22 protein-coding genes are annotated in these 21706 nt (G+C 45.0%); 15 read left to right on the top strand and 7 right to left on the bottom strand.

Going from position 1 to position 21706, the window contains the following annotated elements:
* The first annotated feature begins 60 nt into the window (after positions 1-60).
* From CPIN_RS02560 to CPIN_RS02520, 9 genes are all read left to right on the top strand, one after another.
* On the top strand, positions 61-1122 hold the full coding sequence (locus CPIN_RS02560) for a cytochrome c oxidase subunit II (protein WP_012788197.1): 1062 nt from the start codon (positions 61-63) through the stop codon (positions 1120-1122).
* 109 nt (positions 1123-1231) lie between these two features.
* Entirely contained in the window at positions 1232-3064 is a 1833-nt protein-coding gene (locus CPIN_RS02555) for a cytochrome c oxidase subunit I (protein WP_012788196.1), read from the top strand.
* Positions 3065-3144: 80 nt separating this feature from the next.
* Positions 3145-4023 (top strand): heme o synthase, encoded by an 879-nt coding sequence (gene cyoE / locus CPIN_RS02550; RefSeq protein ID WP_245552076.1) that lies wholly within the window; start codon positions 3145-3147, stop codon positions 4021-4023.
* Positions 4024-4046: 23 nt separating this feature from the next.
* Complete coding sequence (locus CPIN_RS02545; RefSeq protein ID WP_012788194.1) at positions 4047-4610, top strand: cytochrome c oxidase subunit 3; 564 nt, start codon at positions 4047-4049, stop codon at positions 4608-4610.
* A gap of 31 nt (positions 4611-4641) precedes the next feature.
* Positions 4642-5316 carry a cytochrome c oxidase subunit 3 gene (locus CPIN_RS02540; protein WP_012788193.1) on the top strand — a complete coding sequence of 225 codons (675 nt, stop codon included), beginning with the start codon at positions 4642-4644 and terminating at the stop codon, positions 5314-5316.
* A 48-nt stretch (positions 5317-5364) separates the two neighbouring features.
* Positions 5365-5769 carry a cytochrome C oxidase subunit IV family protein gene (locus tag CPIN_RS02535; RefSeq protein WP_012788192.1) on the top strand — a complete coding sequence of 135 codons (405 nt, stop codon included), beginning with the start codon at positions 5365-5367 and terminating at the stop codon, positions 5767-5769.
* A 126-nt stretch (positions 5770-5895) separates the two neighbouring features.
* Entirely contained in the window at positions 5896-6582 is a 687-nt protein-coding gene (locus tag CPIN_RS02530) for an SCO family protein (RefSeq protein ID WP_012788191.1), read from the top strand.
* A gap of 129 nt (positions 6583-6711) precedes the next feature.
* Positions 6712-7281 carry a DUF420 domain-containing protein gene (locus CPIN_RS02525; protein ID WP_012788190.1) on the top strand — a complete coding sequence of 190 codons (570 nt, stop codon included), beginning with the start codon at positions 6712-6714 and terminating at the stop codon, positions 7279-7281.
* A 43-nt stretch (positions 7282-7324) separates the two neighbouring features.
* Positions 7325-7534: a CAMCR motif-containing small membrane protein gene (locus tag CPIN_RS02520; protein WP_012788189.1), complete on the top strand. Its 210-nt coding sequence runs from the start codon at positions 7325-7327 to the stop codon at positions 7532-7534.
* A gap of 95 nt (positions 7535-7629) precedes the next feature.
* Here CPIN_RS02520 and CPIN_RS02515 read toward each other — a convergent pair whose 3' ends face one another.
* Positions 7630-7890, bottom strand: coding sequence for a DUF2024 family protein (locus CPIN_RS02515; protein WP_012788188.1), 261 nt, complete (start codon positions 7888-7890; stop codon positions 7630-7632).
* Positions 7891-8263: 373 nt separating this feature from the next.
* Between CPIN_RS02515 and CPIN_RS02510 the strand changes: the two genes are divergently transcribed.
* On the top strand, positions 8264-9529 hold the full coding sequence (locus CPIN_RS02510) for a chloride channel protein (RefSeq protein WP_012788187.1): 1266 nt from the start codon (positions 8264-8266) through the stop codon (positions 9527-9529).
* A 24-nt stretch (positions 9530-9553) separates the two neighbouring features.
* On the opposite strand, the gene meaB is transcribed toward CPIN_RS02510, so the two are convergent.
* Positions 9554-10456, bottom strand: a complete 903-nt coding sequence (meaB, locus tag CPIN_RS02505; RefSeq protein ID WP_012788186.1) for a methylmalonyl Co-A mutase-associated GTPase MeaB — start codon at positions 10454-10456, stop codon at positions 9554-9556.
* Between the two features lie 23 nt (positions 10457-10479).
* Here meaB and CPIN_RS02500 point away from each other — a divergent pair, with 23 nt between their 5' ends.
* Positions 10480-11391, top strand: coding sequence for a glycosyltransferase family protein (locus CPIN_RS02500; RefSeq protein WP_245552075.1), 912 nt, complete (start codon positions 10480-10482; stop codon positions 11389-11391).
* Between the two features lie 58 nt (positions 11392-11449).
* On the opposite strand, the gene CPIN_RS02495 is transcribed toward CPIN_RS02500, so the two are convergent.
* Together CPIN_RS02495 and CPIN_RS02490 are read right to left on the bottom strand one after the other, a co-directional pair.
* Positions 11450-12493 carry a glycosyltransferase family 4 protein gene (locus tag CPIN_RS02495; protein WP_012788184.1) on the bottom strand — a complete coding sequence of 348 codons (1044 nt, stop codon included), beginning with the start codon at positions 12491-12493 and terminating at the stop codon, positions 11450-11452.
* 10 nt (positions 12494-12503) lie between these two features.
* Positions 12504-13553, bottom strand: a complete 1050-nt coding sequence (locus CPIN_RS02490) for a glycosyltransferase family 4 protein (protein WP_012788183.1) — start codon at positions 13551-13553, stop codon at positions 12504-12506.
* Between the two features lie 129 nt (positions 13554-13682).
* Here CPIN_RS02490 and CPIN_RS02485 point away from each other — a divergent pair, with 129 nt between their 5' ends.
* The 3 genes from CPIN_RS02485 (at position 13683) to CPIN_RS02475 (ending at position 15663) form a co-directional block, all read left to right on the top strand.
* Complete coding sequence (locus CPIN_RS02485) at positions 13683-14318, top strand: LON peptidase substrate-binding domain-containing protein (protein ID WP_012788182.1); 636 nt, start codon at positions 13683-13685, stop codon at positions 14316-14318.
* Positions 14319-14406: 88 nt separating this feature from the next.
* Positions 14407-14961, top strand: coding sequence for an LPS export ABC transporter periplasmic protein LptC (lptC, locus tag CPIN_RS02480; protein ID WP_012788181.1), 555 nt, complete (start codon positions 14407-14409; stop codon positions 14959-14961).
* A 363-nt stretch (positions 14962-15324) separates the two neighbouring features.
* Positions 15325-15663 carry a tRNA-binding protein gene (locus tag CPIN_RS02475; RefSeq protein ID WP_012788180.1) on the top strand — a complete coding sequence of 113 codons (339 nt, stop codon included), beginning with the start codon at positions 15325-15327 and terminating at the stop codon, positions 15661-15663.
* 788 nt (positions 15664-16451) lie between these two features.
* On the opposite strand, the gene CPIN_RS02470 is transcribed toward CPIN_RS02475, so the two are convergent.
* The 3 genes from CPIN_RS02470 to lysS form a co-directional block, all read right to left on the bottom strand.
* Positions 16452-18581, bottom strand: a complete 2130-nt coding sequence (locus tag CPIN_RS02470) for a S9 family peptidase (protein WP_012788179.1) — start codon at positions 18579-18581, stop codon at positions 16452-16454.
* 86 nt (positions 18582-18667) lie between these two features.
* Positions 18668-19018, bottom strand: a complete 351-nt coding sequence (locus CPIN_RS02465; RefSeq protein WP_012788178.1) for a DoxX family protein — start codon at positions 19016-19018, stop codon at positions 18668-18670.
* Between the two features lie 184 nt (positions 19019-19202).
* On the bottom strand, positions 19203-20717 hold the full coding sequence (lysS, locus tag CPIN_RS02460) for a lysine--tRNA ligase (RefSeq protein WP_012788177.1): 1515 nt from the start codon (positions 20715-20717) through the stop codon (positions 19203-19205).
* Positions 20718-20854: 137 nt separating this feature from the next.
* On the opposite strand from lysS, the gene CPIN_RS02455 reads away from it, so the two are divergent.
* Positions 20855-21688, top strand: a complete 834-nt coding sequence (locus CPIN_RS02455) for a universal stress protein (RefSeq protein ID WP_012788176.1) — start codon at positions 20855-20857, stop codon at positions 21686-21688.
* Positions 21689-21706: the final 18 nt, after the last annotated feature.

Below are 21706 nucleotides of genomic sequence, written 5' to 3'. Positions count from 1 at the left end.
ACGCCGGAAGTGATAGGTAATAACGTAAAGCATTAGATAACTTAATTATTTCAAATAGCAATGTCAGGATATTTAGCAGTCTTAGTTGTTGTGCTCATATTCGTAGTCATCTTCCAGATTGCGAAGGCCAGCGAGTATGTGTCCATATTGAAGGGAGAAAAGAAAGCGCGTCAGCAATCCAACCGCGTGAACGGTTTCCTGTTGATCATCTTCCTGATACTGGGCCTGGTAGGTGTTTACTACTGTAACGATGCCCTGAAAGGAAAGATTTTCTTTGAAGCAGCGTCTGAACAGGGTGAGGGTATCGACAACATGATCAAATGGACGTTGTGGATCACAGGTATTGTATTCATCATTACCCAGATCCTGTTGTTCTGGTTCTCTTTTAAATATCAGGAGAAAGAAGGTCAACAAGCCTTTTACTTCCCTCATAACAACAAACTGGAGTTAATATGGACAGTTATTCCTGCCATAGCGCTCACTATCCTGGTGGCTATCGGTTTAAGACACTGGTTCCGTATCACTTCCGATGCACCGAAAGATGCTGCGGTTGTTGAGATCACCGGTAAACAGTTTAACTGGCTGATCCGTTACCCGGGTAAAGATGGTCAGCTGGGTCGTAAATTCTTCAAGAATATCAACGACGCTAACAACCCTGTAGGTCAGGATTGGGATGATCAGCTGAACAAGGATGATTTCATGGCAACAGAAATGCACCTGGTAGTTGGTAAACCGGTAAAACTGATCATTGGTTCCCGCGACGTGATCCATGACGTAGGTCTGTCTCATTTCCGTCTGAAAATGGATGCTGTTCCAGGTATTCCTACTACATTGTGGTTTACACCTAAGTATACTACCACTGAGATGAAGGACAAAACCGGCAATCCTGATTTCGTGTATGAAATCTCCTGCGATCAGATGTGTGGTTCCGGTCACTATTCCATGAAAGCGAATATCGTTGTGGAAACACAGGAAGAATTCGACGCATGGACAGCTAAACAGGTGGCACAGTACGGTGTAGCTCACCCGGCAGAAGCGCCGGTAGCCAAACCAGCAGAAGCACCTGCTGCAGCTACCGATACTACACAGAAAGTAGTAGCGGCTAACGAGGTGAAACCTTAATTTTGCCTTGTAGAAGAGATTAAATTAATTGACGCAGGAATTTTAAAAATTATAAGATAAACTGGTAGCGGTACTCCCCGATGACAGTTTTATATAAATAGAACCGATTATGAGTAACGAAGCAACATTGCACAGTCAGGAGGTAATTCATGGCGCAGCGCATGCGCACGACCACGGTCACGGGCACGATGATCATGAGCATCATGAAGGCGGCTTCATTTCGAAGTATGTTTTCAGCCTTGACCACAAAACTATTGCCAAGCAGTTTCTGATTACCGGTATTATCTGGGCTATCATAGGTGCTTTCTTCTCTGTACTGTTCCGTTTGCAGCTGGGTTTCCCTGATGCTACTTTCCCTTGGCTGGAAAGCATCCTGGGTCACTGGGCAAAAGGCGGTCGTATCACCCCGGAAGCGTATTATGCATTGGTAACCATGCACGGTACCATCCTGGTATTCTTCGTATTAACAGCCGGTTTGAGCGGCACATTCTCTAACCTGCTGATTCCTTTGCAGGTAGGTGCCCGTGATATGGCTTCTCCTCTCATGAACTGTATGAGTTACTGGGCGTTCTTCCTTGCGAGTGTCGTAATGATGGCTTCCCTGTTTGTTCAGACAGGTCCTGCATCTGGTGGCTGGACTTCTTATCCTCCGCTGAGTGCACTGGGTGACGCTTCAATCGGTTCTAAAATAGGTATGGACTTATGGCTGATCTCTATGGCGCTGTTCGTTGTTTCGCAGCTGCTGGGTGGTCTGAACTATATCTCTACTATCCTGAACATGCGTACCAAAGGTATGAACATGACTAAGATGCCGCTGACTATCTGGAGCTTCTTCTTCACTGCCGTACTTGGTGTACTTTCCTTCCCTGTATTATTGTCTGGTTTCATCCTCCTGCTGTTTGATCGTCACGGAGGTACCAGCTTCTACCTGAGCGATCTGTTCGTTGCCGGTAAAGCACTCTCCAACGAAGGTGGTAGTGCTATCCTGTATCAACACTTGTTCTGGTTCCTCGGTCACCCTGAGGTATATATCATCATCCTCCCTGCGATGGGTATGGTATCTGAGATCCTGGCGGTTAACTCCCGCAAACCGATCTTCGGTTACCTGGCGATGGTGGGTTCTATGTTTGCTATCGTTATCCTGGCGTTCCTGGTATGGGCGCACCACATGTTCGTTACTGGTCTGAATCCGTTCCTGGGTGCATTCTTCGTACTGTTAACATTGCTGATTGCGGTTCCATCAGCCATCAAGGTGTTCAACTGGATCACGACTATCTGGAGAGGTAACCTGCGCTTTACGCCTGGTATGCTGTTCTCTATCGGTTTCGTGAGCACATTCATCTCCGGTGGTCTGACAGGTATCTGGTTAGGTAACTCTTCTATCGATATTCACCTGCACGATACATACTTCGTAATTGCGCACTTCCACATCGTAATGGGTGTATCTGCGTTCTTCGGTACGTTCGCCGGTGTATACCACTGGTTCCCTAAAATGTTTGGTCGTTATCTGAACAATACCCTCGCTTACATTCACTTCTGGGCTACGCTGATCGGTGCTTACCTGATCTTCTGGCCAATGCACTATGAAGGTATCGCGGGTATGCCAAGAAGATATTATGATTACACCAGCTGGGAATCATTCAAACAGTTCGCTGATCTGAACCACTTCATCAGTATCGTGGTAATCGCAGTATTTGCTGCTCAGCTGCTGTTCGTATTTAACTTCTTCTACAGCATCTTCAAGGGTAGAAAGGTAACTACTACCAACCCATGGAACTCTACTACACTTGAGTGGACAACTCCAATCAATCCTGGTCACGGTAACTGGCCTGGTGAGATCCCTGAAGTATATCGCTGGCCATATGACTACAGCAAGAACGGTAAAGATTTCGTTCCTCAGACTGTACCATTGTCTCCAGACGAAGAAAAAGAAGGACATTAATAGTTTAAATTTTTGGGCAAGCTACGGGGTTACATCCGTGGGCATGGGCTGAAGAAATGATAAGAGAAAACTCGATAAAATTGTCGACATCGTATGCAGTAGCCAGTAAGGTGAGGGATTATTCTCAGTTGATGAAGTTTAATCTCACCATCATGGTAGTGTTTTCAAGTGTAGTGGGATATCTGCTGGTGCCGGGAATCGGGTTCAACCTCGTAAAAGTTCTTACTTTATTTGCCGGTGGATTGCTGGTGTCTGGCGCAGCCAACACAATCAATCAATTACTGGAAAAGGAAACGGATAAACTGATGGCGCGTACAGCTGTACGTCCATTACCGGCCGGCCGGATGTCTGAAACAGAAGCTATTATCTTAGCTGTTGTTACAGGAGTATCCGGTCTGGTTATCCTTGCACTGGGCTTTAACCTGTTATGTGCGGGTCTGAGTCTGCTGTCCCTGGTGTTGTACGGTTTCGTATACACACCCTGGAAGAAATGGAACTCACTGGCAGTGCTGGTGGGTGCGGTGCCTGGAGCGTTACCCCTGCTCATTGGATGGGCGGGTGGTGCTAACGAAATCGGTAATGGCGGATGGGCTTTGTTTGCAATTCAGTTCCTGTGGCAGTTCCCCCACTTCTGGGCTATCGCCTGGATCGGGCATAAAGACTACACAAGAGCAGGATTCAAACTGTTACCTGCCGGAGGAGAACCTAACAAGCTGATTGCATTACAGGCAGTGCTGTATACATTACTGCTGATTCCTGCAGGATTATTACCATATTACCTGGGTATCAGTGGTCAAAGTTCTGCGATCATTGTATTGCTGGTGACATTGTTCTTCCTGTACAGAGCAATCAATCTGTATAGAAAAGCAGATGTGCCTGCAGCACGCAAGCTGATGTTTGGTTCATATATTTATCTGATGATCATGCAGTTTGCACTACTGTTTGATAAGATCGGGTAATTCAATTTTGAAATCAAGGAGTGATGGACGCAATGAGCTTACAACGCAATAAAATACATCCGCATAAATATTCTCTTTGGATAGCAATGGGTAGCATTACCATGATGTTCATAGGGTTTACGAGTGCTTATGTTGTGAAGCGTGCCCAGGCCAACTGGTTCACTTTCAACCTGCCGATGATTTTCTGGATCTCTACTGCAATCATTCTGACCAGCAGTGCGACTATCCAGATGGCAGTGAAACAGTTCCGTAACAGGAACATGCAGCGGTACAAACAGCTGATTACGCTGACCGCAGCATTGGGTGTTGCCTTTGCTTTGTGCCAATGGGTTGGTTTCCAACAAATGAATGATAGTGGTCTGCGACTGAATGGTCCTGCTTCTGTATCTTTCATCTACGTTATCGTGAGTGTACACCTGTTACACGTACTGGGTGGTGTTGTTGCACTGCTGATCATGTTTGGCAAAGCATTTCGCACCCGGGTCCGTTCATACAGCTCCGTTCCTATAGAAGTTGCCGCTACGTATTGGCATTTTGTGGACGGGTTATGGATTTACCTGTTGATATTTCTGAGTATTGCCAGATAAACTTTCTTAAAATTAATTTACAAAACAAACAATGGATACAGCAGTTACAGCGAAGAAAAAATGGTGGTCCGGGGGACATTCTCCTTTTAATGTGAGCTACGGAAAGTTGATGATGTGGTACTTCCTGATGTCAGATGCCTTTACTTTTGGTGCATTGCTGATAGCATATGGTACGATCCGCTTCATGAGCCCATCCTGGCCTGATCCTAACGTGGTATTCCACTCATTCCCTGGTATGGGGCATGCAGATCTCCCGCTGGTATTCGTGAGCTTGATGACCTTCATCCTGATCATGAGTTCTGTAACAATGGTATTGGCTGTACACGCCGGTAAAATGAGAGACCGTCAGGCAGTTGTAAAATGGATGGCATGGACTATTCTCGGTGGTGCTGCGTTCCTGGCTTGTCAGGCATGGGAGTGGACACACTTACATGAATCCGGTGCATGGTGGGGTCGTAACCCTTTCCATAATGTCGATGGTACAGTCGCATCTACCAACTTTACTAACTTCTTCTTTACTATTACCGGTTTCCACGGTTTACACGTAACTTCTGGTGTTGTATTGAATATCATCATCCTCGCTAACGTACTGAAAGGTACTTATGAAGAAAGAGGTCATTATGAAATGGTGGAGAAAGTAGGTTTATACTGGCACTTTGTAGATCTGGTTTGGGTATTCGTATTCACCTGTTTCTATCTGCTCTAAGAGAAGTCAGTAGTATTTGTAAATCTGGAACTTTAAAAGAAAAAACTAATGGAACATACACATACAGGAGCGGCGCACGAGGAACATGCTCACGATTCATCCACTAAAAGTATCTGGAAGACGTTCTGGATATTATTAGCAATCACTGTTTTTGAAGTAGGTCTGGCATTCCTTTACCTGGAATACGACTTCATGGCAAGATGGGCACTCAACGGCATCTTCGTTTGTCTGACGCTGGTGAAAGCTTTCTTCATCGTAGCTGAATTCATGCACTTACGTCATGAGATCAGAAACCTGATTATGACCATCTTAATTCCTTTGTTATTGTTCGTATGGTTTATCATCGCTTTCCTGGCTGATGGTGATTCCTGGAAAAACATGCGCAAAGACCTGTCTCCTGGTACACCTGTAGCTCCTGCTACACACATTACCAACGAGCCCGCACATCACTAATTAACAAACTTTATATATTACGCTTTACGAATCCTGCTGTATCTTTACGGCCGTATTTGTAAAGCGTAATTTTTATCTGACACTTTAAAACTTCAGGCCATTACCAAGAGAGGATTATTAGGAGCGATGTTGGCAATATTAGTGCCATTGGCGGGATACCTGATTGTAGATCACTACAGTAAAAACGTGGTTCCTATCCCACGGTACTACATCCCGGAAGGAGTAGATACTATAGTGAAAAACGGCACAACTACTTACGATACTACCTTCCATGTAGTGAAAGATATCACCCTCACTAACCAGATGGGGCGCCAGGTAAGTCTGAAAGACCTTCCTAACAAGGTAATACTGGTTAATTTCTTCTTCACCTCCTGCCCCAGCATATGTCCGCGTATGATGGCCAACCTTGAAAAGATCCAGCAGGCTTACATCAAGAACGATACCCTCTTACAGCTGGTATCACTGACTGTGGATCCGGAGAGAGATTCTTCTGAAACGCTGCGTATGTATGGTGTAAAACATGGTATCAATCCGGATAACTGGTGGTTACTCACCGGCGCCAAGAAAGATATTTATGACTGGGCGAGAAATGAAGTATATGTGAGTGTGGTAAAAGGAGACGGCGGACCGGATGATTTTATCCATACCGAGAAACTGGTGCTGCTGGATAAGAATCATAATATCAGAGGTTATTACGATGGAACGGATTCCAATGCCGTACGTAAATGTGCCAATGATATTGCCGTGCTGCACCTGGAGAAGGATAAACACAGACCGGGTTTGTTAAAAAGACTGTTTTCAACAACGGAATAATGAGTACATACGTTAGTATGTTCTAAATACATAAACGATGAAATGTAAATGTGAAAAGTGAAATGTGAAAACGCCCGCAATGCGCGTTCACATTTCACTTTTTACATTCAGGCAAAACCTAACACCGCAATGGATATAAAAAACAAAAATCTTAATCTGCCTATCGCGATCATTTCGATTGTGATACCGGTACTTGTAGCCATCCTCTTCTACCTGCCGAGGCCAAATATCGAAGCAGGATTTAATGTACAGATACTGCCGCTTTTTCATGCGGTGCTTAATTCCGCTACAGCGGTCATGCTGCTTGCGAGTCTTTACTTTATCAAAAGAGGACAGACTAAAGCGCATAAGGTGAGTAACCTGATTGCAGTGGCATTGTCATCAGTATTTCTGCTGTCTTATGTGACGTTTCACTTTTTTACTGAAAGCACCAAATATGGCGATGTGGACCATAACCACGTCGTAGATGCAGCTGAAAAGGCAGCGATCAGTGGTAGTGCGGGTATTTACTACTTCATTCTGCTGACACATATCGTACTGGCTGCGGTAATCGTACCATTGGTACTGTTTACATTGCTTCGTGGTTTTCAGGCGGACTTTGAAAGACATAAAAAGATTGCCCGTTATACTTGGCCTATCTGGTTTTATGTGGCTGTAACAGGCGTAGTGGTGTATGTAATGATCTCTCCGTACTATTGACGAATGGTAGTGAGGAAATAGCAAGAATGCTTAATTTTACCTTATGAAAAAGATAGCGCAGATTTTAGCGATCATTTTATGCTTCAGTGTACAGGCAATGGCACAGTGCTCTCTTTGTACGAAAACAGCTCAGCAGCTGGGTGAAGGTCCGGCGAAAGGGTTGAATAACGGTATCCTGATGCTGGCAGCGACGCCGCTGATCATCATCGCCATACTGGGATTCAGGTACTGGAGGAATAACCGCACAGCATAAAAGTATAAACTCTTTATAAATCAAAGGAGGTCCGGCATTACGCCAGACCTCCTTTTTTGCGTTTGATTAGGATACGGTTTAGTGGTATATATCTTTTATCTGCAGCCTTCCAGTTCGTAGATATGGTAGCCATGCTGCCGGATGTTTTGTTCCCATATAGGAATCACTTCCTGTACATGACAGAATCTACAGTCCCTGGAAGAGACAGATTGTTTTTCAATTGATTTTGACTTGAGATATGCGTTTCCGAAGGTTAGCACGTTTTCATAATTGGTATCAGCGGATACTATAATGTCAAAGTGCATATAGCCGCCTTCACGGCGCTTCACGTAGGTGTCAAAGATAGCAACGTCCATGATAGTCTATACTTTTAAGGTCATAGAATATGAAAATCAAATTATCAGATAATGGATCAATGGTAGGCCACAAATGTAAGAATGGTGTTAAACTGGTCAAATTTTTAACATCTCATTTACCACAGCTAAAGTGGATAACTCAAATAAGTAGTAATAAGACTAATCTTTGTAATATCATTAATTAATAAATTAAACTTATTAATAACGTACCTATGGAGTATAGTTATTTCTTAACATCGGATTAACATCTTATATACGCAAATTATGCGGTGGACCATCTATTGTTGTTTATACTTGTAAATCGGACAGCAAAAAGATAGTATACAGTAATACATGGATATACGTATATTGAACATTTAAAAAATCATCTTAAATGAGAGAGAATATCCGGGCCTTTGTAAAAGAAGGCATCCCCCTGATGGATACTGCCGGACTGCACAAACCACTGTCTGAAAACCCCATCGGAAACAGACACCTACCCCTGTTGTTCCTGTATGCATTACTACTTGCCGCAGCGACCGCCTTCCTGCTGTTTGGATTGATCTCCGTCATGAATAGAATTCCGACTTATAGCGGGCTTCCTGGTGTATCCAGGGACCTGGATGAAAGAGATTGGCTGCTGCTGTCTGCACCGGTTGTTATTGCCCTGCTGACGCGTGGTATACTGTATTACGCAGGAGACGGCACAAAACGGATGTTAAGGCCATTTCAGGGAATTTTATTGATCAATTCAGGTATTCCCCTTGGATTGGAAGGACCGCTTGCTGATATGCCCTTTGCGATCGCAGCGCATGAAAAGCGTTCCAGGCAGAAAAAACGGATACTGGCAGCAGCCTGTATGACCAGCGGATTGGCCTTCCTTTTCGGCGCTCCCCTGACGGCTGTAGCACTGGCTATTGAACTCCTGGTGATAGAACTGAGCTGGATAGGTATTGTGGCAATAGTACTGGGAGGTGGAACCGGTTTGCTTTGCCGTTACTGCCTGATAGGAACAGACCCTGTTTTTCTTACACCGGACATACCGGCAGCCAGTTTTCCGATGTTACTGGTATATACCGGCACCGGCATACTGGTCGGTTTACTGGGTATGCTGACCAGGAGAATGACAAATGGGGCAAAAAAGCTATTTAAATGCCTTCCTTTTGATCAATTATGGTGGCCGGTAGTCGTGGCGATTATCGTGGGCATTACGGGCTATTTTAAGCCCGAATTAGCAGGTGGTGGATATGAGCATATCGATAGCCTGTTATTGGGCCGGATTACCCTGCAATTTCTTGTGGTGATGATGATAGGAAAACTGCTACTGCTGAGCATCTGTATCGGCGGAGGGATACCTGGTAGTGCGATGACGCCCCTGGTTATTGCCGGTGGTGCAGCCGGACTCTTTATTACCTTCCTGCTGCAATTCGCTTTTCCCGCATTACATCTCAACTTTACCGTAGCGGCACTGGTGGGTATGTCGGCCATGTTTGCGGCAGGTAACCGGGTACTGATCGCTCCTATCCTCTTTGCGATAGAAACTACACATGCGCTCCATGCGTTATTGCCCGTGATCTGTGCTTGTACGGCTGCTTATGCGATGGTGTTCCTGCTGAGCAAAAAGAAAGATAGCCGCGCATACGATATCTTAGGTTCTTAGTGGTACAGTGCATCACATGTATGCTTATGCAAGCGTATTGACAAAGCGGTAGAGGTTAAATGTGCCGCTGGCTAATTCCTGTGTAATCTGTTGTTGCAGTGTACGACGGCTTACATCCTGCATACGGCGGTGCTGCAATAACTGATACGCTTTCTCTGCCAGTAATAATGCATGGTGTGTACGGTTGCCGGTTAGCTGTTGCTGATGTGCATCAATGGCTGCTACCAGCGCCTGTAATCCTTCCTCTTTTGTAGCGATCGTTTTTAGTACCGGAATTTCCCAGTTTTCTTTTTGCCGGGTATGTGCAAGTATGCGCAGATTTTTTACAAATTCATCTGCATTATCCCTGTCCGCTTTATTGACCACAAAGATATTTGCGATCTCCATCAGTCCTGCTTTCATCGTCTGTATCTCATCTCCTGCTTCGGGTACAACAACAACAATGGTCGTATCTGCAATACCGGCGATTTCCACCTCACTCTGCCCCACTCCCACTGTTTCAATAAACAGGTAATCAAATCCTGCTGCCTTTATAAGATCGCTTGCCTCAATGATCTTAGGACTTAAACCTCCTAATGCTCCCCTGCTGGCCATAGAACGGATGAATACGTTCTCATTGCCAAAATGCTCCGACATCCTGATACGATCTCCCAGTAATGCACCATAGTTGAATGGCGAAGAAGGATCTACTGCAATGATCGCAATACGTTTCTGCTGTTGCAGCAGAAATGTTATCAGAGAATTAACCAGGGTACTTTTGCCTGCACCCGGAGGGCCGGTAATACCAATCACCCGGGTCGTCTGTTGTGCCGGAAGATCTTCCAGCAGGCGTTCATAGCCGGCAGACTCATTTTCAGCAAGCGAAATACTTCTTGCCAGGGATCTGATATCTCCATTCAGTAAGCCATTGATGAGCGAGGGTTGCATGCTCCGAAATTAAACAATTCGCAATGATTATATATCTTCGCAAACAATATATATCTGTCTATATGAAAGTATCCGGGTTCACTTTTGTTCGGAATGCCGTTAAATATGATTATCCTGTAGTGGCGTCGATAAAATCTATCCTGCCGCTATGCGATGAAGTGATTGTCAGTGTAGGCAACTGCGAAGACGGTACACTTGAACTGATCCAGTCTATCGGATCGCCTAAGATCAAAATCTTTCATTCTGTATGGGATGATTCACTGAAAGAAGGCGGACGTATACTGGCTGTAGAAACGGACAAAGCATACGCACATGTAAGTGCAGAATCAGACTGGGCTTTTTACATACAGGCAGATGAAGTGGTGCATGAGCAGGATTACGATGCTATCCGTACTGCCATGCAGCAATACCGTGATGATAAACGCGTCGAAGGATTGCTGTTCAGATACACGCATTTTTTTGGTAGCTATGACTATATCGGAGATTCAAGAACATGGTATCAGAACGAGATCAGGATCATCCGTAATGACAAACGTATCTCTTCTTACCGCGATGCACAGGGCTTCAGAAAAGAAGGCCAGAAACTGCATGTAAAACCGGTAAATGCACGCATGTATCATTATGGTTGGGTGAAAGATCCAAAGGTACAGGCGCAGAAGGTGAATAACTCATTTCAGATGTATCATGGATCAAATGAAACGGAAGTAAACGGACCGGTATCAGCAGATGCATTTGACTATGGTGAGGTAGATTCACTGGCGGTATTCAAAGGTACGCATCCCGGTGTTATGCAGGAGCGCATTCATCAGAAGAACTGGCAGTTCTCGCATGATATCAGCAGGAAGAAAATGTCGTTTAAAGACACTGTCCTGTACTGGGTAGAGAAGATAACAGGAAAGCGTTTGTTTGACTACAGGAACTACAAACTTATCTGATCAATACAACCGGCAATCACAGTTATTACATACTGCTGTTGCCGGTTGATTTTTTATGTCAGTACAGACTTCTGTACAGCTCCATATATTTTCTTGCGTTGGTATCCCAGCTGAATTTTACAGCGTGTTGTTTTATTTTTTCTACAGGCTGATTCGTCGCATAATGTTGCATCCCTGCTTCGAATACGCCACGCATATATTCGTTATCGAAATCTTTAAAATAATACGCGGCGTCCCCTCCTATTTCCGGCAGACTTGTACGGTCTGACAGGAATACGGGTTTGCCAAAATGCATCGCTTCTACCACCGGTGCACCAAAGCCTTCTGCAACGGAAGGGAACATAAATGCGGCACAGTTTTTATAGTACCAGTATTTCTCTTCATCTGTGATGCTGCCCAGCATTTTAACGCGATCGGATACACCGAATTTGGCAGCCTCCTCTTCTATTCGTTTTACATAATCTCCCTGTGTTTTTCCAGCAATCAGTAATTCGTAATCGTTGTGTTCCAGCAGTCGTGGTAATACATGGAAATTCTTCTTGGGCAATATCATGCCTATAGAGAACAGGAATGGCGCTGATGGCCGGTATGTAGGTGCATCAAAGCCAGGAAATTCCTTTATCTCAGAACCCTGGTAAATGATACTGCATTTGTTGTCAGGAATCTGCAGATGTTCATGAATTGTTTTCAGCGTGAACTCAGATATCGCAACGATATGATCTGTTTCATCTACCTGTTTTTGAATGGCATCTAGAGCGTTTTTTTTCTCACGATCACTTTTGTTGGGTTCAAACAAAAAGTTCAGGTCGTGTATAGTGACGATCGTCTTCTTTGCTTTCTTTCTCGGCCATACATTTCCATTCTGGTGAACGGCATGCCAGATGTCCATTTCCGGTGCATTGAACATATAACGGTCGTACCATTTGTAAGGGATCTTTTTGAAATCTCCTTTGTAGTGATCGAATGTATCAGGCAGGTAGTATAACAGTTGTTCATCTGCTGTTTTGAATTGCAGCAAACGTTGTCCCAGTTGTACACAGAATGTATACAAACCGTTATGAGGATATTTTAGTTTTTCTAGGTCTATTCCGATGCGATGCATAAAAAATAAGTTAGTACAGACTACGATATATCTGCAGGTAATTCCTTGCAGTATTGTCCAGGTTCAATGATGCTGCATGTGCTTTCATTGCTGCGCCAGGCATGGTTGCGTTAAAATGGGCCATACCTTCTGCGAAGGTTTTTTGCATGGCAGTGTCAGTGAAGTCATGGAAATAATAAGCCAGTGGTCCTCCTACTTCCGGCAGACTTGTTCTGTCAGAAAGAAAGCAGGGCTTGCCTTCGCTCATAGCTTCCACTACCGGCAGCCCAAAACCTTCTGCCAGTGAAGGAAATGCAAATGCCGTGCAATGATGGTAATACCAGTACCTGCTTTTATTGGAAATACTGCCGATTACTTTAACACGATCTTCTACACCGTATTGTGCAGCGGTGCCAAGGATCTTTCTTTTATATTCTTCGTCAAAAACAGGGCCCGCAATGACGAGTTCGTACTCATTACCTATTAAAAGCGCTGGCAGTACATGCGCGTTTTTCTTTGCGTCTATACTACCGATATTATAGATAAAAGGACGCTGAGGACGGTATTCCGGTGTATCAAAACCAGGAAAGGTTTCCAGTACGCCACCGTTGTATATTACGCTTGCAGGTTTATTGCGCAGATCAAGATGTTGCTTTACATCTTCCAGTACAAATTTTGAGATTGTAACTACATGATCAGCGCTGTCGATATTCCGTTGTACTTTTTTCAGAACAGAGGCTACCTTTTTAGGGTTCTTTTTTTCATGAATAAAGTTCAGATCGTGAATAGTAAGTACGTGTCCGATATTCTTGTTGGAAGGCCGGTAATGCGTCGACTGAAAGGAAGTGTGCCAGATATCCAGATAAGAAAATGAAGGCATCATTAAACGGTGCAGTTTGCTGATCGTGATATATTGGTGTTCTTCTCCGAAGAAACCCTTCAGGCCGGAAGGAACGTAATAGGTAATTTTCTCGTCTTCAGCTTTGTTGCGGAGCAATGCATGGCCAAACTGTTTACAATACTCATAGAGTCCTGTATTGGCATATTTCATTGTCTCGCAATCAAACAATATATGATGCATGGAAAATGTTTAACTTGATACTGAAGGTCTTAAGGCCCGCATAGTCCTGGTTTTCAGCATATCGGGCAAATATAGATAACATCTTTATATATTTCATTGGTAACGAGTAATTCTATAATTTAGGTTTGTATGACCAATTTTATTCCCATATTCCCACTTGGCATCGCAGTATACCCGGATGAGCAGCTGAATCTGCACATTTTTGAGCCAAGGTATAAACAGCTTATAAAAGAATGTATCGCTGAAAACAAGCCTTTCGGTATTCCATCTGTGGTGGACAGGCGCGTGGCGGAGTACGGAACACTGGTAGAGATCATCAGGATTGAAAAAACATATGACAATGGTGAGCTGGATGTAGTAACGCGTGGTATTAAAGTATTCCGGATACTGGAAGTGATCAAAAGTATCCCCGATAAAATGTTTGCAGGCGCCATTGTGAGTTATCCTGATAACCAGTTCAGTAGCAATGCACGGTTACATGCCCAGGTGGTACATGCGATGAGAGAACTGCACAGTATTCTCCAGATCAACAAGAATTTCCAGAAGGAAGACGAAGCTTTATCTTCTTACGACATGGCACATCATGTAGGACTTTCCCTGACAGAAGAATATGAATTACTGCATCTCTTCCAGGAATTACAGCGATTGGAGTATCTGAAGCGTCATTTACTGAAGGTGATCCCCCTGATGGCGGAAATGGAAAGATTGAAGGACAGGGTGAAGCTGAACGGACATTTCAGGAATCTATCCACCGGGGAAGCGTAAGCCATCCACGGGCTTCGTTCCTCTTTTGCCGGGGATTATCTACATTTGGGGCCGAAAATGCCCGGACAGGCAATCTTTAATCAGTATTATGAATAACATTATAGCGCGCATCGCGTTGTTCTTTTCCCTGCTGACAATCGTAGCCTGTGAAAATGACATCAATGCCATTATGAACATGGACAAACAACTGGCCGCCGTAGAGGAGGGTAAGGATATCGAGTCCATGTACAGCCAGACTGGTCGTGTAAAGGCCAAGCTGACAGCTCCTACTATGCTCAGGCATCTGAAGCCGCCGGTATTCGTAGAATTCAATACCGGGCTTAAAGTGCTGTTTTACAATGACACCCTCGGCGTAGAGAGTACACTGACTGCCCGTTATGGCAAATACTTCGAAAACGACGCCAACGTCTTCCTGAAAGATCATGTGGTGGTTATCAATAAGAAAGGAGAAAGACTCGATTGTGAAGAACTGAACTGGGATTCCAAGCAGCAGAAGTTCCTTTCTAATAAACCAGTGCGTATCAGTACGGTAACTGACACTTTATATGGTACCGGACTGGAATCCAACCAGGATTTCAGTGATTATACCATACTGCATCCGAGTGGTCCGTTTGTAATCCAGGACAGCACGATGATGCAATAAGATATTGGCTGAAAGGCCCTGACGACAACGGCCCGACATTGTATGATACAATGTCGGGCCGTTTCGCTTTAACCTATTTTTAACCTAAAATTTTGTCTCTATAAAAACGCAAGAACCATGCCATTAAGTATGTGGAGGTAGAAGGTTTTTTTATGATATAATAACTTAAATACATCTGTTGTACATATGCTGTATTTCGATGCATTCACACGGGAAATTAGGTGTTTTCACCAAATGGTGGTTTTGTGGTACTTATGAGTGGAATATATTTGCGCAGGTTTTTCATAGGATATGGTTTAAATTATTGGGCGGTAGTCTTACCTGCCCTTTTTTTATTCTGTTAATTTTCATAGATTTATCACTATGGATACAATCAACTGGGCAGATTTTGAAAAAGTAGAGATCAGAGTAGGAACGATTATAGAAGCAGCCGATTTTCCGAGAGCAAAGAACCCTGCCTATCAGTTGACCATAGATTTTGGCCCCGAGCTGGGCATTAAACGTTCCTCCGCACAAATCACTACCTTGTATCAGCAGGAAGAGCTGATTGGCAAACAGATCGTTGCCATTGTTAATTTTCCCGTAAAGCAGATTGCAAACTTCTTTTCCGAATGCCTGGTTTTAGGTGTTTATGGGAATGATAAGGAGGTAATCTTACTCCAACCAGACAAGGCAGTGGCAAATGGCCTAAAAATCGGCTAAAAAGCTAACTCCTTGATACTATATTCACTATTATATATACAAGAAATACAATTATATTTTAATATAATATGATAATATTTAGCATATGATGGCTGACCTATCCAAACTGACCAGTTTACGAACTAAAATATAACGTTCACGGAAATGGGAGGTTACTACATGTGGGCCTGCTATATCTTTGGTTCAGGTTTTTCATAGGATATGGTTAAAATTATTACAAGGGCGGTATTCTTACCGCCCTTCTACATTTAAAGCCGGTTTTACCCCCTTTACCCCTTCTTTTGAGCTAATATGCTTATAATCAATAAAAACATAAAAAACACCCCCTGAAAATGGGTATTTTTTCACCCGCAGATCCTTATACGTTCACCTTCTTTTTCTATACGTTCCCCAACTAAAATATAGCATTCACTAGAATGCCCTTTGCCTATATGCAAAATACGCGCACCTTTGGTTCAGGTTTTTCAATAAAGATATGGTTAAAATTTTTCGGGGCTGTAGTCTTGCAGCCCCGTTTCTTTTTCCAGAAACTCCCACTCCTCCTGCATTTATCCTTCTTACATGCTATCTTACTGCTGACATTGCCCAAGGCATGATTTCTTGTAGCATACCCTGCTTTTGCCCCTTTTCAGCCGTTTAGCGTCCGAAACGTTAAACCGGAAAATTCATACGTTCACCGGAAAAAGACCAGGGTTGAACGCAATACCCCCTTTTCAGCGCTTACAGATAATAAAAACGGCCGGTCAGCATAAGCCAACCAGCCGTATAAAAAGCTATTTACAGCGTAATTACTTCGTGAAGCTCTCAGGGAAAGGACGCTCCAGGAGGTTGCGGTAGATGAAACGGTATGCCTCGTTATCGCTGTGCAGCGACTTGACACTTCTCCAGCCATGACGCTCACCCGGATATACCATGAACTCAAAATGTTTGTTCAGGTTCTCCAGTTTGTCCACCAGCTGCATACTGTTCTGCATGTGTACGTTATCGTCCATGGTACCATGTACGATACGGATCAGCCCCTTATAACGATCCGCATAGGTGATCGGAGACGTGATACGATAGCCTTCAGGATTCTCCTGCGGGGTATCCATATAGCGCTCGGTATAGTGGCTGTCATATAAACGCCAGTCCGTTACCGCGAAATTGGCCATTCCATGCGTAAACACATCGGCGCCATAAGTCAGGGCCATACAGGTCATATAACCACCGAAACTGCCTCCTGTCATACAAACCTTGGTTGGGTCTGCCCAGGGCTGCGATTTGAGCCAGATTGCCGCGTCCATATAATCCTCGATTTCATGTTTACCCAGCTGACGGTGTATATAATTCATACCCATCTTACCCAGCTGGCCAGAGCTACGGTTGTCAATCGCTACCTGGATCACGCCTTCTTCTGCCCACCATTGGGTAGTCAGTGGCATCTTCCAGGTGTCATATACGTTACCTGCGTCCGGACCGCCATAGATACTGATCAGAATAGGGTATTTTTTGCCCTGTTCCATGTGTAAAGGCATCGTGATCGTCATAGGCAGTTCCAGGCCGTCACGGGTCTTATAATACTGTAATCTGGTCGTTGCCAGGTTGTATTGATCAAACTGACTGCCTTTGGCGTCGCCCAGTTCGCGGACCACCTTTCCTTTGTTATTCAGCAGGGCCGTACGTGGTGGCGTAGCCAGGTTGGAATAGGTAGTGATGAAGTAGCTGCCATTCGGACTTACATCCACCGTGTGCATATAATCGCCGAAAGTCAGCCGGGTGATAACACCGGTTTTCAGGCTTACCTGGTACAGATCGGTACGCGGAGAAGCCTCTTTACGGGCGGTAAAATAGATCAGTTGCTGTTTGTTGTCAATCGAACGGATATCTTTTACGGTCCAGTTACCGTCAGTCAGCTGTTTCTTGAGGGTACCGTCCATATTGTGCCAGTACAGATGAGCCCAGCCGGATTTATCACTTCTGAGGATGAAACCCTTGCTGCCTGCCAGGAATGGAATAGCGTCATACCAGTCGATCCAGGTTTTCTGTTTTTCATCATAGATCTCCTTCTTTTTGCCGGTAGCAGGATCGATCTCATAGATCTTCAGGTTATCCTGACCACGGTTCATCCACTGTACCCAGAGGCGTCCTTCCGGTGTAAAGAATGGTGCGCCAAAGTACTGATCTTCATTTTCATTGAAGTCAGACCAGAGGGTAGCGCCACCGCCAACAGCTACGGTACCTATTTTCACAGCAGGGTTGGTATCACCAGCTTTAGGGTAGCGGGTGTTTTCCAGGTAACCGTGCTGTCCTTTTTCACTATAAATAGGAAACACAGGTACTTTTGAGTCGTCAAAGCGCATATAGGCGATATAACGGCTGTCAGGGCTCCACCAGAAAGCGCGGTATCTGGAAGCGCGACCCAGGATTTCCTCGTAGTATACCCAGGATGCCCAACCGTTATAGATGACGTCAGAGCCGTCAGTCGTATATCTGATCTCTTTTTTAGTGCTGATTTCTATCGCATACAGGTCATTGCCACGGGTGAAGGCCACGAATTTGCCATCAGGAGACAGTGTTGGGTTTCGCTCCTGAGCGGTATCACTGGTAAGTTGAGTTTGCTGTCCTTCCGGAGAAGTATAGATGACGTCATTGTTGTGCACTTCTACCGTAGCACCTTCCGGAGGTGTTACATAAGGCTCGGATTTGCCGGTGGCTGCCTCTACTTTCCATGCTTTCGAAGCGCCTCCGTCTGTACGATACTGGATGTAATGGGTGTCATCTGCCCATCCTTTGATATTAGGTAGTGGTTGATAAAGGCCGGTTGCCTCTCCTTTGAATATCTGCCGGAACGTAAGATCTTTTTTGTCCTGTGCCTGCAGACTCAGACCGAGCAGGCTCAGTGCGGTGAAACACACTGACCCGTAACGTGTTGTATGCATAGTTTAGCTATTGTTGTAAGAAACAGCTAAAATAATTAAATAAAGAAAAGCTCAGTCTGAAATTACGGATGGGTGGAGTAAAGCAGCTATTTTCCGGTATTGCCGGCAAGGATAGCGCCTGCCAGTAGTCCGACGTCCTTCATTAACATGGTCATTGAAGTCAGGTCTTCAAACGCATGTGGTGTATGCACCAACAGGATGACCAGGAAAATATAAAATGCCAGCAGGTAACCGGCTAACCGCACATAACGGTTGATGATGAAAGCGATACCCGCCAGTAGTAATGCCAGTCCGGTAATATATAACCAGATCTTTCCGCCGGGTATAGGTACTGCCGCCACCATTATATCCGCATGTACAAAGTGAATCAGGCCAAATAAGGCGATAACGATGCCGTAGAGGATGACGGCGATCCTGGTAGGAATGAGTGCTTTCATACCGCTTGGGTTTAGGCCAAAGGTAGAGCAATGTAATGTATTGACAATGAAGCTCCAATGGACATGAGGTGGACTTGATGCGGACTTCAACTGGTCTTTATGTAAAACGGGACGTTCTCTGCTCCAGAGAACGTCCCGTTTATATGGTCAGCAACCGGCTTGTGGTTGCATGGTAATCAAAGTATTATGCTGTTTTCTCAGGTTTCATCTGAGGGAAGAACAGTACATCCTGGATGGACGGCTGATTGGTCATGATCATGGTCAGACGGTCAATACCAATACCGATACCCGAGGTTGGCGGCATACCGTATTCCAGTGCACGCAGGAAGTCGTAGTCGATGTACATGGCTTCGTCATCACCACGTTCCATCAGTTTCACCTGATCTTCGAAGCGGGCGCGCTGATCGATCGGGTCGTTCAGCTCACTGTACGCGTTTGCCAGCTCTTTACCGTTTACCATCAGTTCGAAGCGTTCTACCAGACCTGGTTTGCTACGGTGCTTTTTGGTCAGCGGACTCATTTCCACCGGATAATCGGTGATAAAGGTAGGCTGTACGTAGTGGTGTTCACATTTCTCGCCGAAGATCTCGTCAATCAGTTTGCCTTTACCCATGCTAGGTTTCACATAGATACCCAGTTGTACACAGGTAGCGCGCAGCTGATCTTCATCCATGTTGCTCACATCGATACCGGTATGTTCCAGGATCGCTTCATACATGGTTACTCTGCGGAAAGGCGCCTTGAAGTTGATCACTTTTTCACCTACTGTTACTTCGGTAGTACCATGGAGGGCAATCGCGATCTTTTCCAGGAGGGTTTCGGTGGTATCCATCATCCACTCGTAGTCTTTGTACGCAGCGTACATTTCCATTACGGTGAATTCCGGGTTGTGGGTACGGTCCATACCCTCGTTACGGAAGTCTTTCGCAAATTCATATACACCTTCAAAACCACCCACGATCAGGCGTTTCAGGTACAGTTCATTCGCAATACGCATGTATAAAGGAATATCCAGCGCGTTATGGTGTGTGGTGAACGGACGTGCGGTAGCACCACCAGGAATAGGCTGCAGGATAGGTGTTTCTACTTCCAGGTAACCCAGGTCGTTATAGAAATCACGGATGGTCTGCATGATGCGGGTACGTTTGATGAAAACTTCCTTCACCTGCGGATTCACGATCAGGTCTACGTAACGCTGACGGTATTTGAACTCCGGATCAGTTACGGCATCAAACACTTCTCCTTCTTTCTCACGTACCACCGGTAACGGACGGATAGATTTAGCCAGGACATCCAGTTTGGTAACGTGGATAGATAATTCCCCGGTTTTGGTGATGAAGGCATAACCTTTCACACCGATAATATCGCCCAGATCAAGTAATTTCTTGAATACGACGTCGAACATTGTCTTGTCATCGCCATTGCAGATATCGTCACGACGAATGTACAGCTGCATCTGTGTAGTATGGTCCTGTAACTTCACAAAAGCCGCCTTACCCATGTCACGTACAGCCATAATACGGCCAGCCAGACATATATCCTGGAACTGGTCTTTGGTTTCCTCCGTATACAGGGCCTTTATATTGGCAGCTGTATTGTTCACCGGATATTTTTCCGCCGGATAAGGGTTGATGCCCAGTTTCTCCAGTTCCTGCAGTTTCTCCCTGCGTATGATCTCTTGCTCGGATAATTGTGTCATGTGTACTGATTACAATAATTGGAGTGCAAAAATAGTCGATTTAAAGGGTAAATGAGCGAAACACGGGTTTGGCATCAAATTTTCATTATGTATGAGGCCCCCAATCAGGGATTCATCAGCTTTAAAACATACACAGGATGAAAACCATCATCGTACCTACAGACTTTTCCGCTACTGCCTATAATGCCGCCCGTTATGCACTGGGACTGGCAGCACAGATGGGTACCGCCCGTATTTTGCTTTACCATGCTTACGAACTGATCGTGCCCATCCCCGATGTGCCGACCTCCATCCCCATGGTAGATCCTAATGAGCTGAAAGCGGCCAGTCTGGAAGGACTGGAACATATGAAACAGGATCTGCTGCCGGTATTACCGGGTGGTGTGGAACTGGACTACCGGGCGGATAATAATTTGCTGGCGGCCAGCATAGAAGATCTCAGCAAAGAAGAAAAGGCTGATCTGATCATCATGGGTACTACCGGCGGTAGCCAGCTGGAAGAGATCCTGATCGGGTCCAATACCATCGATGTGGTGAAACATACCTCCTGCCCTGTTATGATCATCCCTTCCAATGTTTCCTTTCAGCCGATAAAAAGGATCGTTTTTGCCTGCGATTTCAAAAAAGTGGGCACCGGTACGCCGATTTATCCCCTGAAAAGACTGTTGAACGTGTTCCAGGGAGAATTGCATGTGCTGAATATCGACAAGGAAGGAAAAGGACTTGCCAGTGATACACCGGAAGCCAGTTTGCTATTGGATACCCTGCTGGAAGGACTTCATCCCAAATATCATTTCATTGACCATTCGAATGTTGTACAGGGTATTATGGAGTTTGCGGACAGGGAAAAAGCCGATCTGATCATTACGATCCCCCGTAAACACGGATTGTTTGAAAGTATCTTCAAACGCAGTCGTACGGCTCAGCTGGCATTCCATACGCATATTCCCATGCTGGCAATACATGAATAAATACCGCTTGTCCCTCCA

The organism is Chitinophaga pinensis DSM 2588 (assembly GCF_000024005.1).
In the GTDB taxonomy this organism is placed as follows: domain Bacteria; phylum Bacteroidota; class Bacteroidia; order Chitinophagales; family Chitinophagaceae; genus Chitinophaga; species Chitinophaga pinensis.
Note: the sequence above shows the minus strand (reverse complement) of the source record. Positions and strands in the feature narration are given on the sequence as shown.

What these genes read in the sequence shown, in the direction of transcription:
- CPIN_RS02545 (WP_012788194.1), top strand. Translation starts at nt 4,047, where the DNA reads ATGGACGCAATGAGCTTACAACGCAATAAAATACATCCGCATAAATAT.
- CPIN_RS02470 (WP_012788179.1), bottom strand. Translation starts at nt 18,581, where the DNA reads ATGCATACAACACGTTACGGGTCAGTGTGTTTCACCGCACTGAGCCTG.
- lptC (WP_012788181.1), top strand. Translation starts at nt 14,407, where the DNA reads ATGAATAACATTATAGCGCGCATCGCGTTGTTCTTTTCCCTGCTGACA.
- CPIN_RS02540 (WP_012788193.1), top strand. Translation starts at nt 4,642, where the DNA reads ATGGATACAGCAGTTACAGCGAAGAAAAAATGGTGGTCCGGGGGACAT.
- CPIN_RS02520 (WP_012788189.1), top strand. Translation starts at nt 7,325, where the DNA reads ATGAAAAAGATAGCGCAGATTTTAGCGATCATTTTATGCTTCAGTGTA.
- CPIN_RS02455 (WP_012788176.1), top strand. Translation starts at nt 20,855, where the DNA reads ATGAAAACCATCATCGTACCTACAGACTTTTCCGCTACTGCCTATAAT.
- CPIN_RS02500 (WP_245552075.1), top strand. Translation starts at nt 10,480, where the DNA reads ATGATTATATATCTTCGCAAACAATATATATCTGTCTATATGAAAGTA.
- CPIN_RS02525 (WP_012788190.1), top strand. Translation starts at nt 6,712, where the DNA reads ATGGATATAAAAAACAAAAATCTTAATCTGCCTATCGCGATCATTTCG.
- CPIN_RS02560 (WP_012788197.1), top strand. Translation starts at nt 61, where the DNA reads ATGTCAGGATATTTAGCAGTCTTAGTTGTTGTGCTCATATTCGTAGTC.
- CPIN_RS02475 (WP_012788180.1), top strand. Translation starts at nt 15,325, where the DNA reads ATGGATACAATCAACTGGGCAGATTTTGAAAAAGTAGAGATCAGAGTA.
- CPIN_RS02485 (WP_012788182.1), top strand. Translation starts at nt 13,683, where the DNA reads ATGACCAATTTTATTCCCATATTCCCACTTGGCATCGCAGTATACCCG.
- CPIN_RS02535 (WP_012788192.1), top strand. Translation starts at nt 5,365, where the DNA reads ATGGAACATACACATACAGGAGCGGCGCACGAGGAACATGCTCACGAT.
- CPIN_RS02465 (WP_012788178.1), bottom strand. Translation starts at nt 19,018, where the DNA reads ATGAAAGCACTCATTCCTACCAGGATCGCCGTCATCCTCTACGGCATC.
- CPIN_RS02495 (WP_012788184.1), bottom strand. Translation starts at nt 12,493, where the DNA reads ATGCATCGCATCGGAATAGACCTAGAAAAACTAAAATATCCTCATAAC.
- meaB (WP_012788186.1), bottom strand. Translation starts at nt 10,456, where the DNA reads ATGCAACCCTCGCTCATCAATGGCTTACTGAATGGAGATATCAGATCC.
- CPIN_RS02530 (WP_012788191.1), top strand. Translation starts at nt 5,896, where the DNA reads ATGTTGGCAATATTAGTGCCATTGGCGGGATACCTGATTGTAGATCAC.
- CPIN_RS02490 (WP_012788183.1), bottom strand. Translation starts at nt 13,553, where the DNA reads ATGCATCATATATTGTTTGATTGCGAGACAATGAAATATGCCAATACA.
- CPIN_RS02555 (WP_012788196.1), top strand. Translation starts at nt 1,232, where the DNA reads ATGAGTAACGAAGCAACATTGCACAGTCAGGAGGTAATTCATGGCGCA.
- CPIN_RS02515 (WP_012788188.1), bottom strand. Translation starts at nt 7,890, where the DNA reads ATGGACGTTGCTATCTTTGACACCTACGTGAAGCGCCGTGAAGGCGGC.
- CPIN_RS02510 (WP_012788187.1), top strand. Translation starts at nt 8,264, where the DNA reads ATGAGAGAGAATATCCGGGCCTTTGTAAAAGAAGGCATCCCCCTGATG.
- lysS (WP_012788177.1), bottom strand. Translation starts at nt 20,717, where the DNA reads ATGACACAATTATCCGAGCAAGAGATCATACGCAGGGAGAAACTGCAG.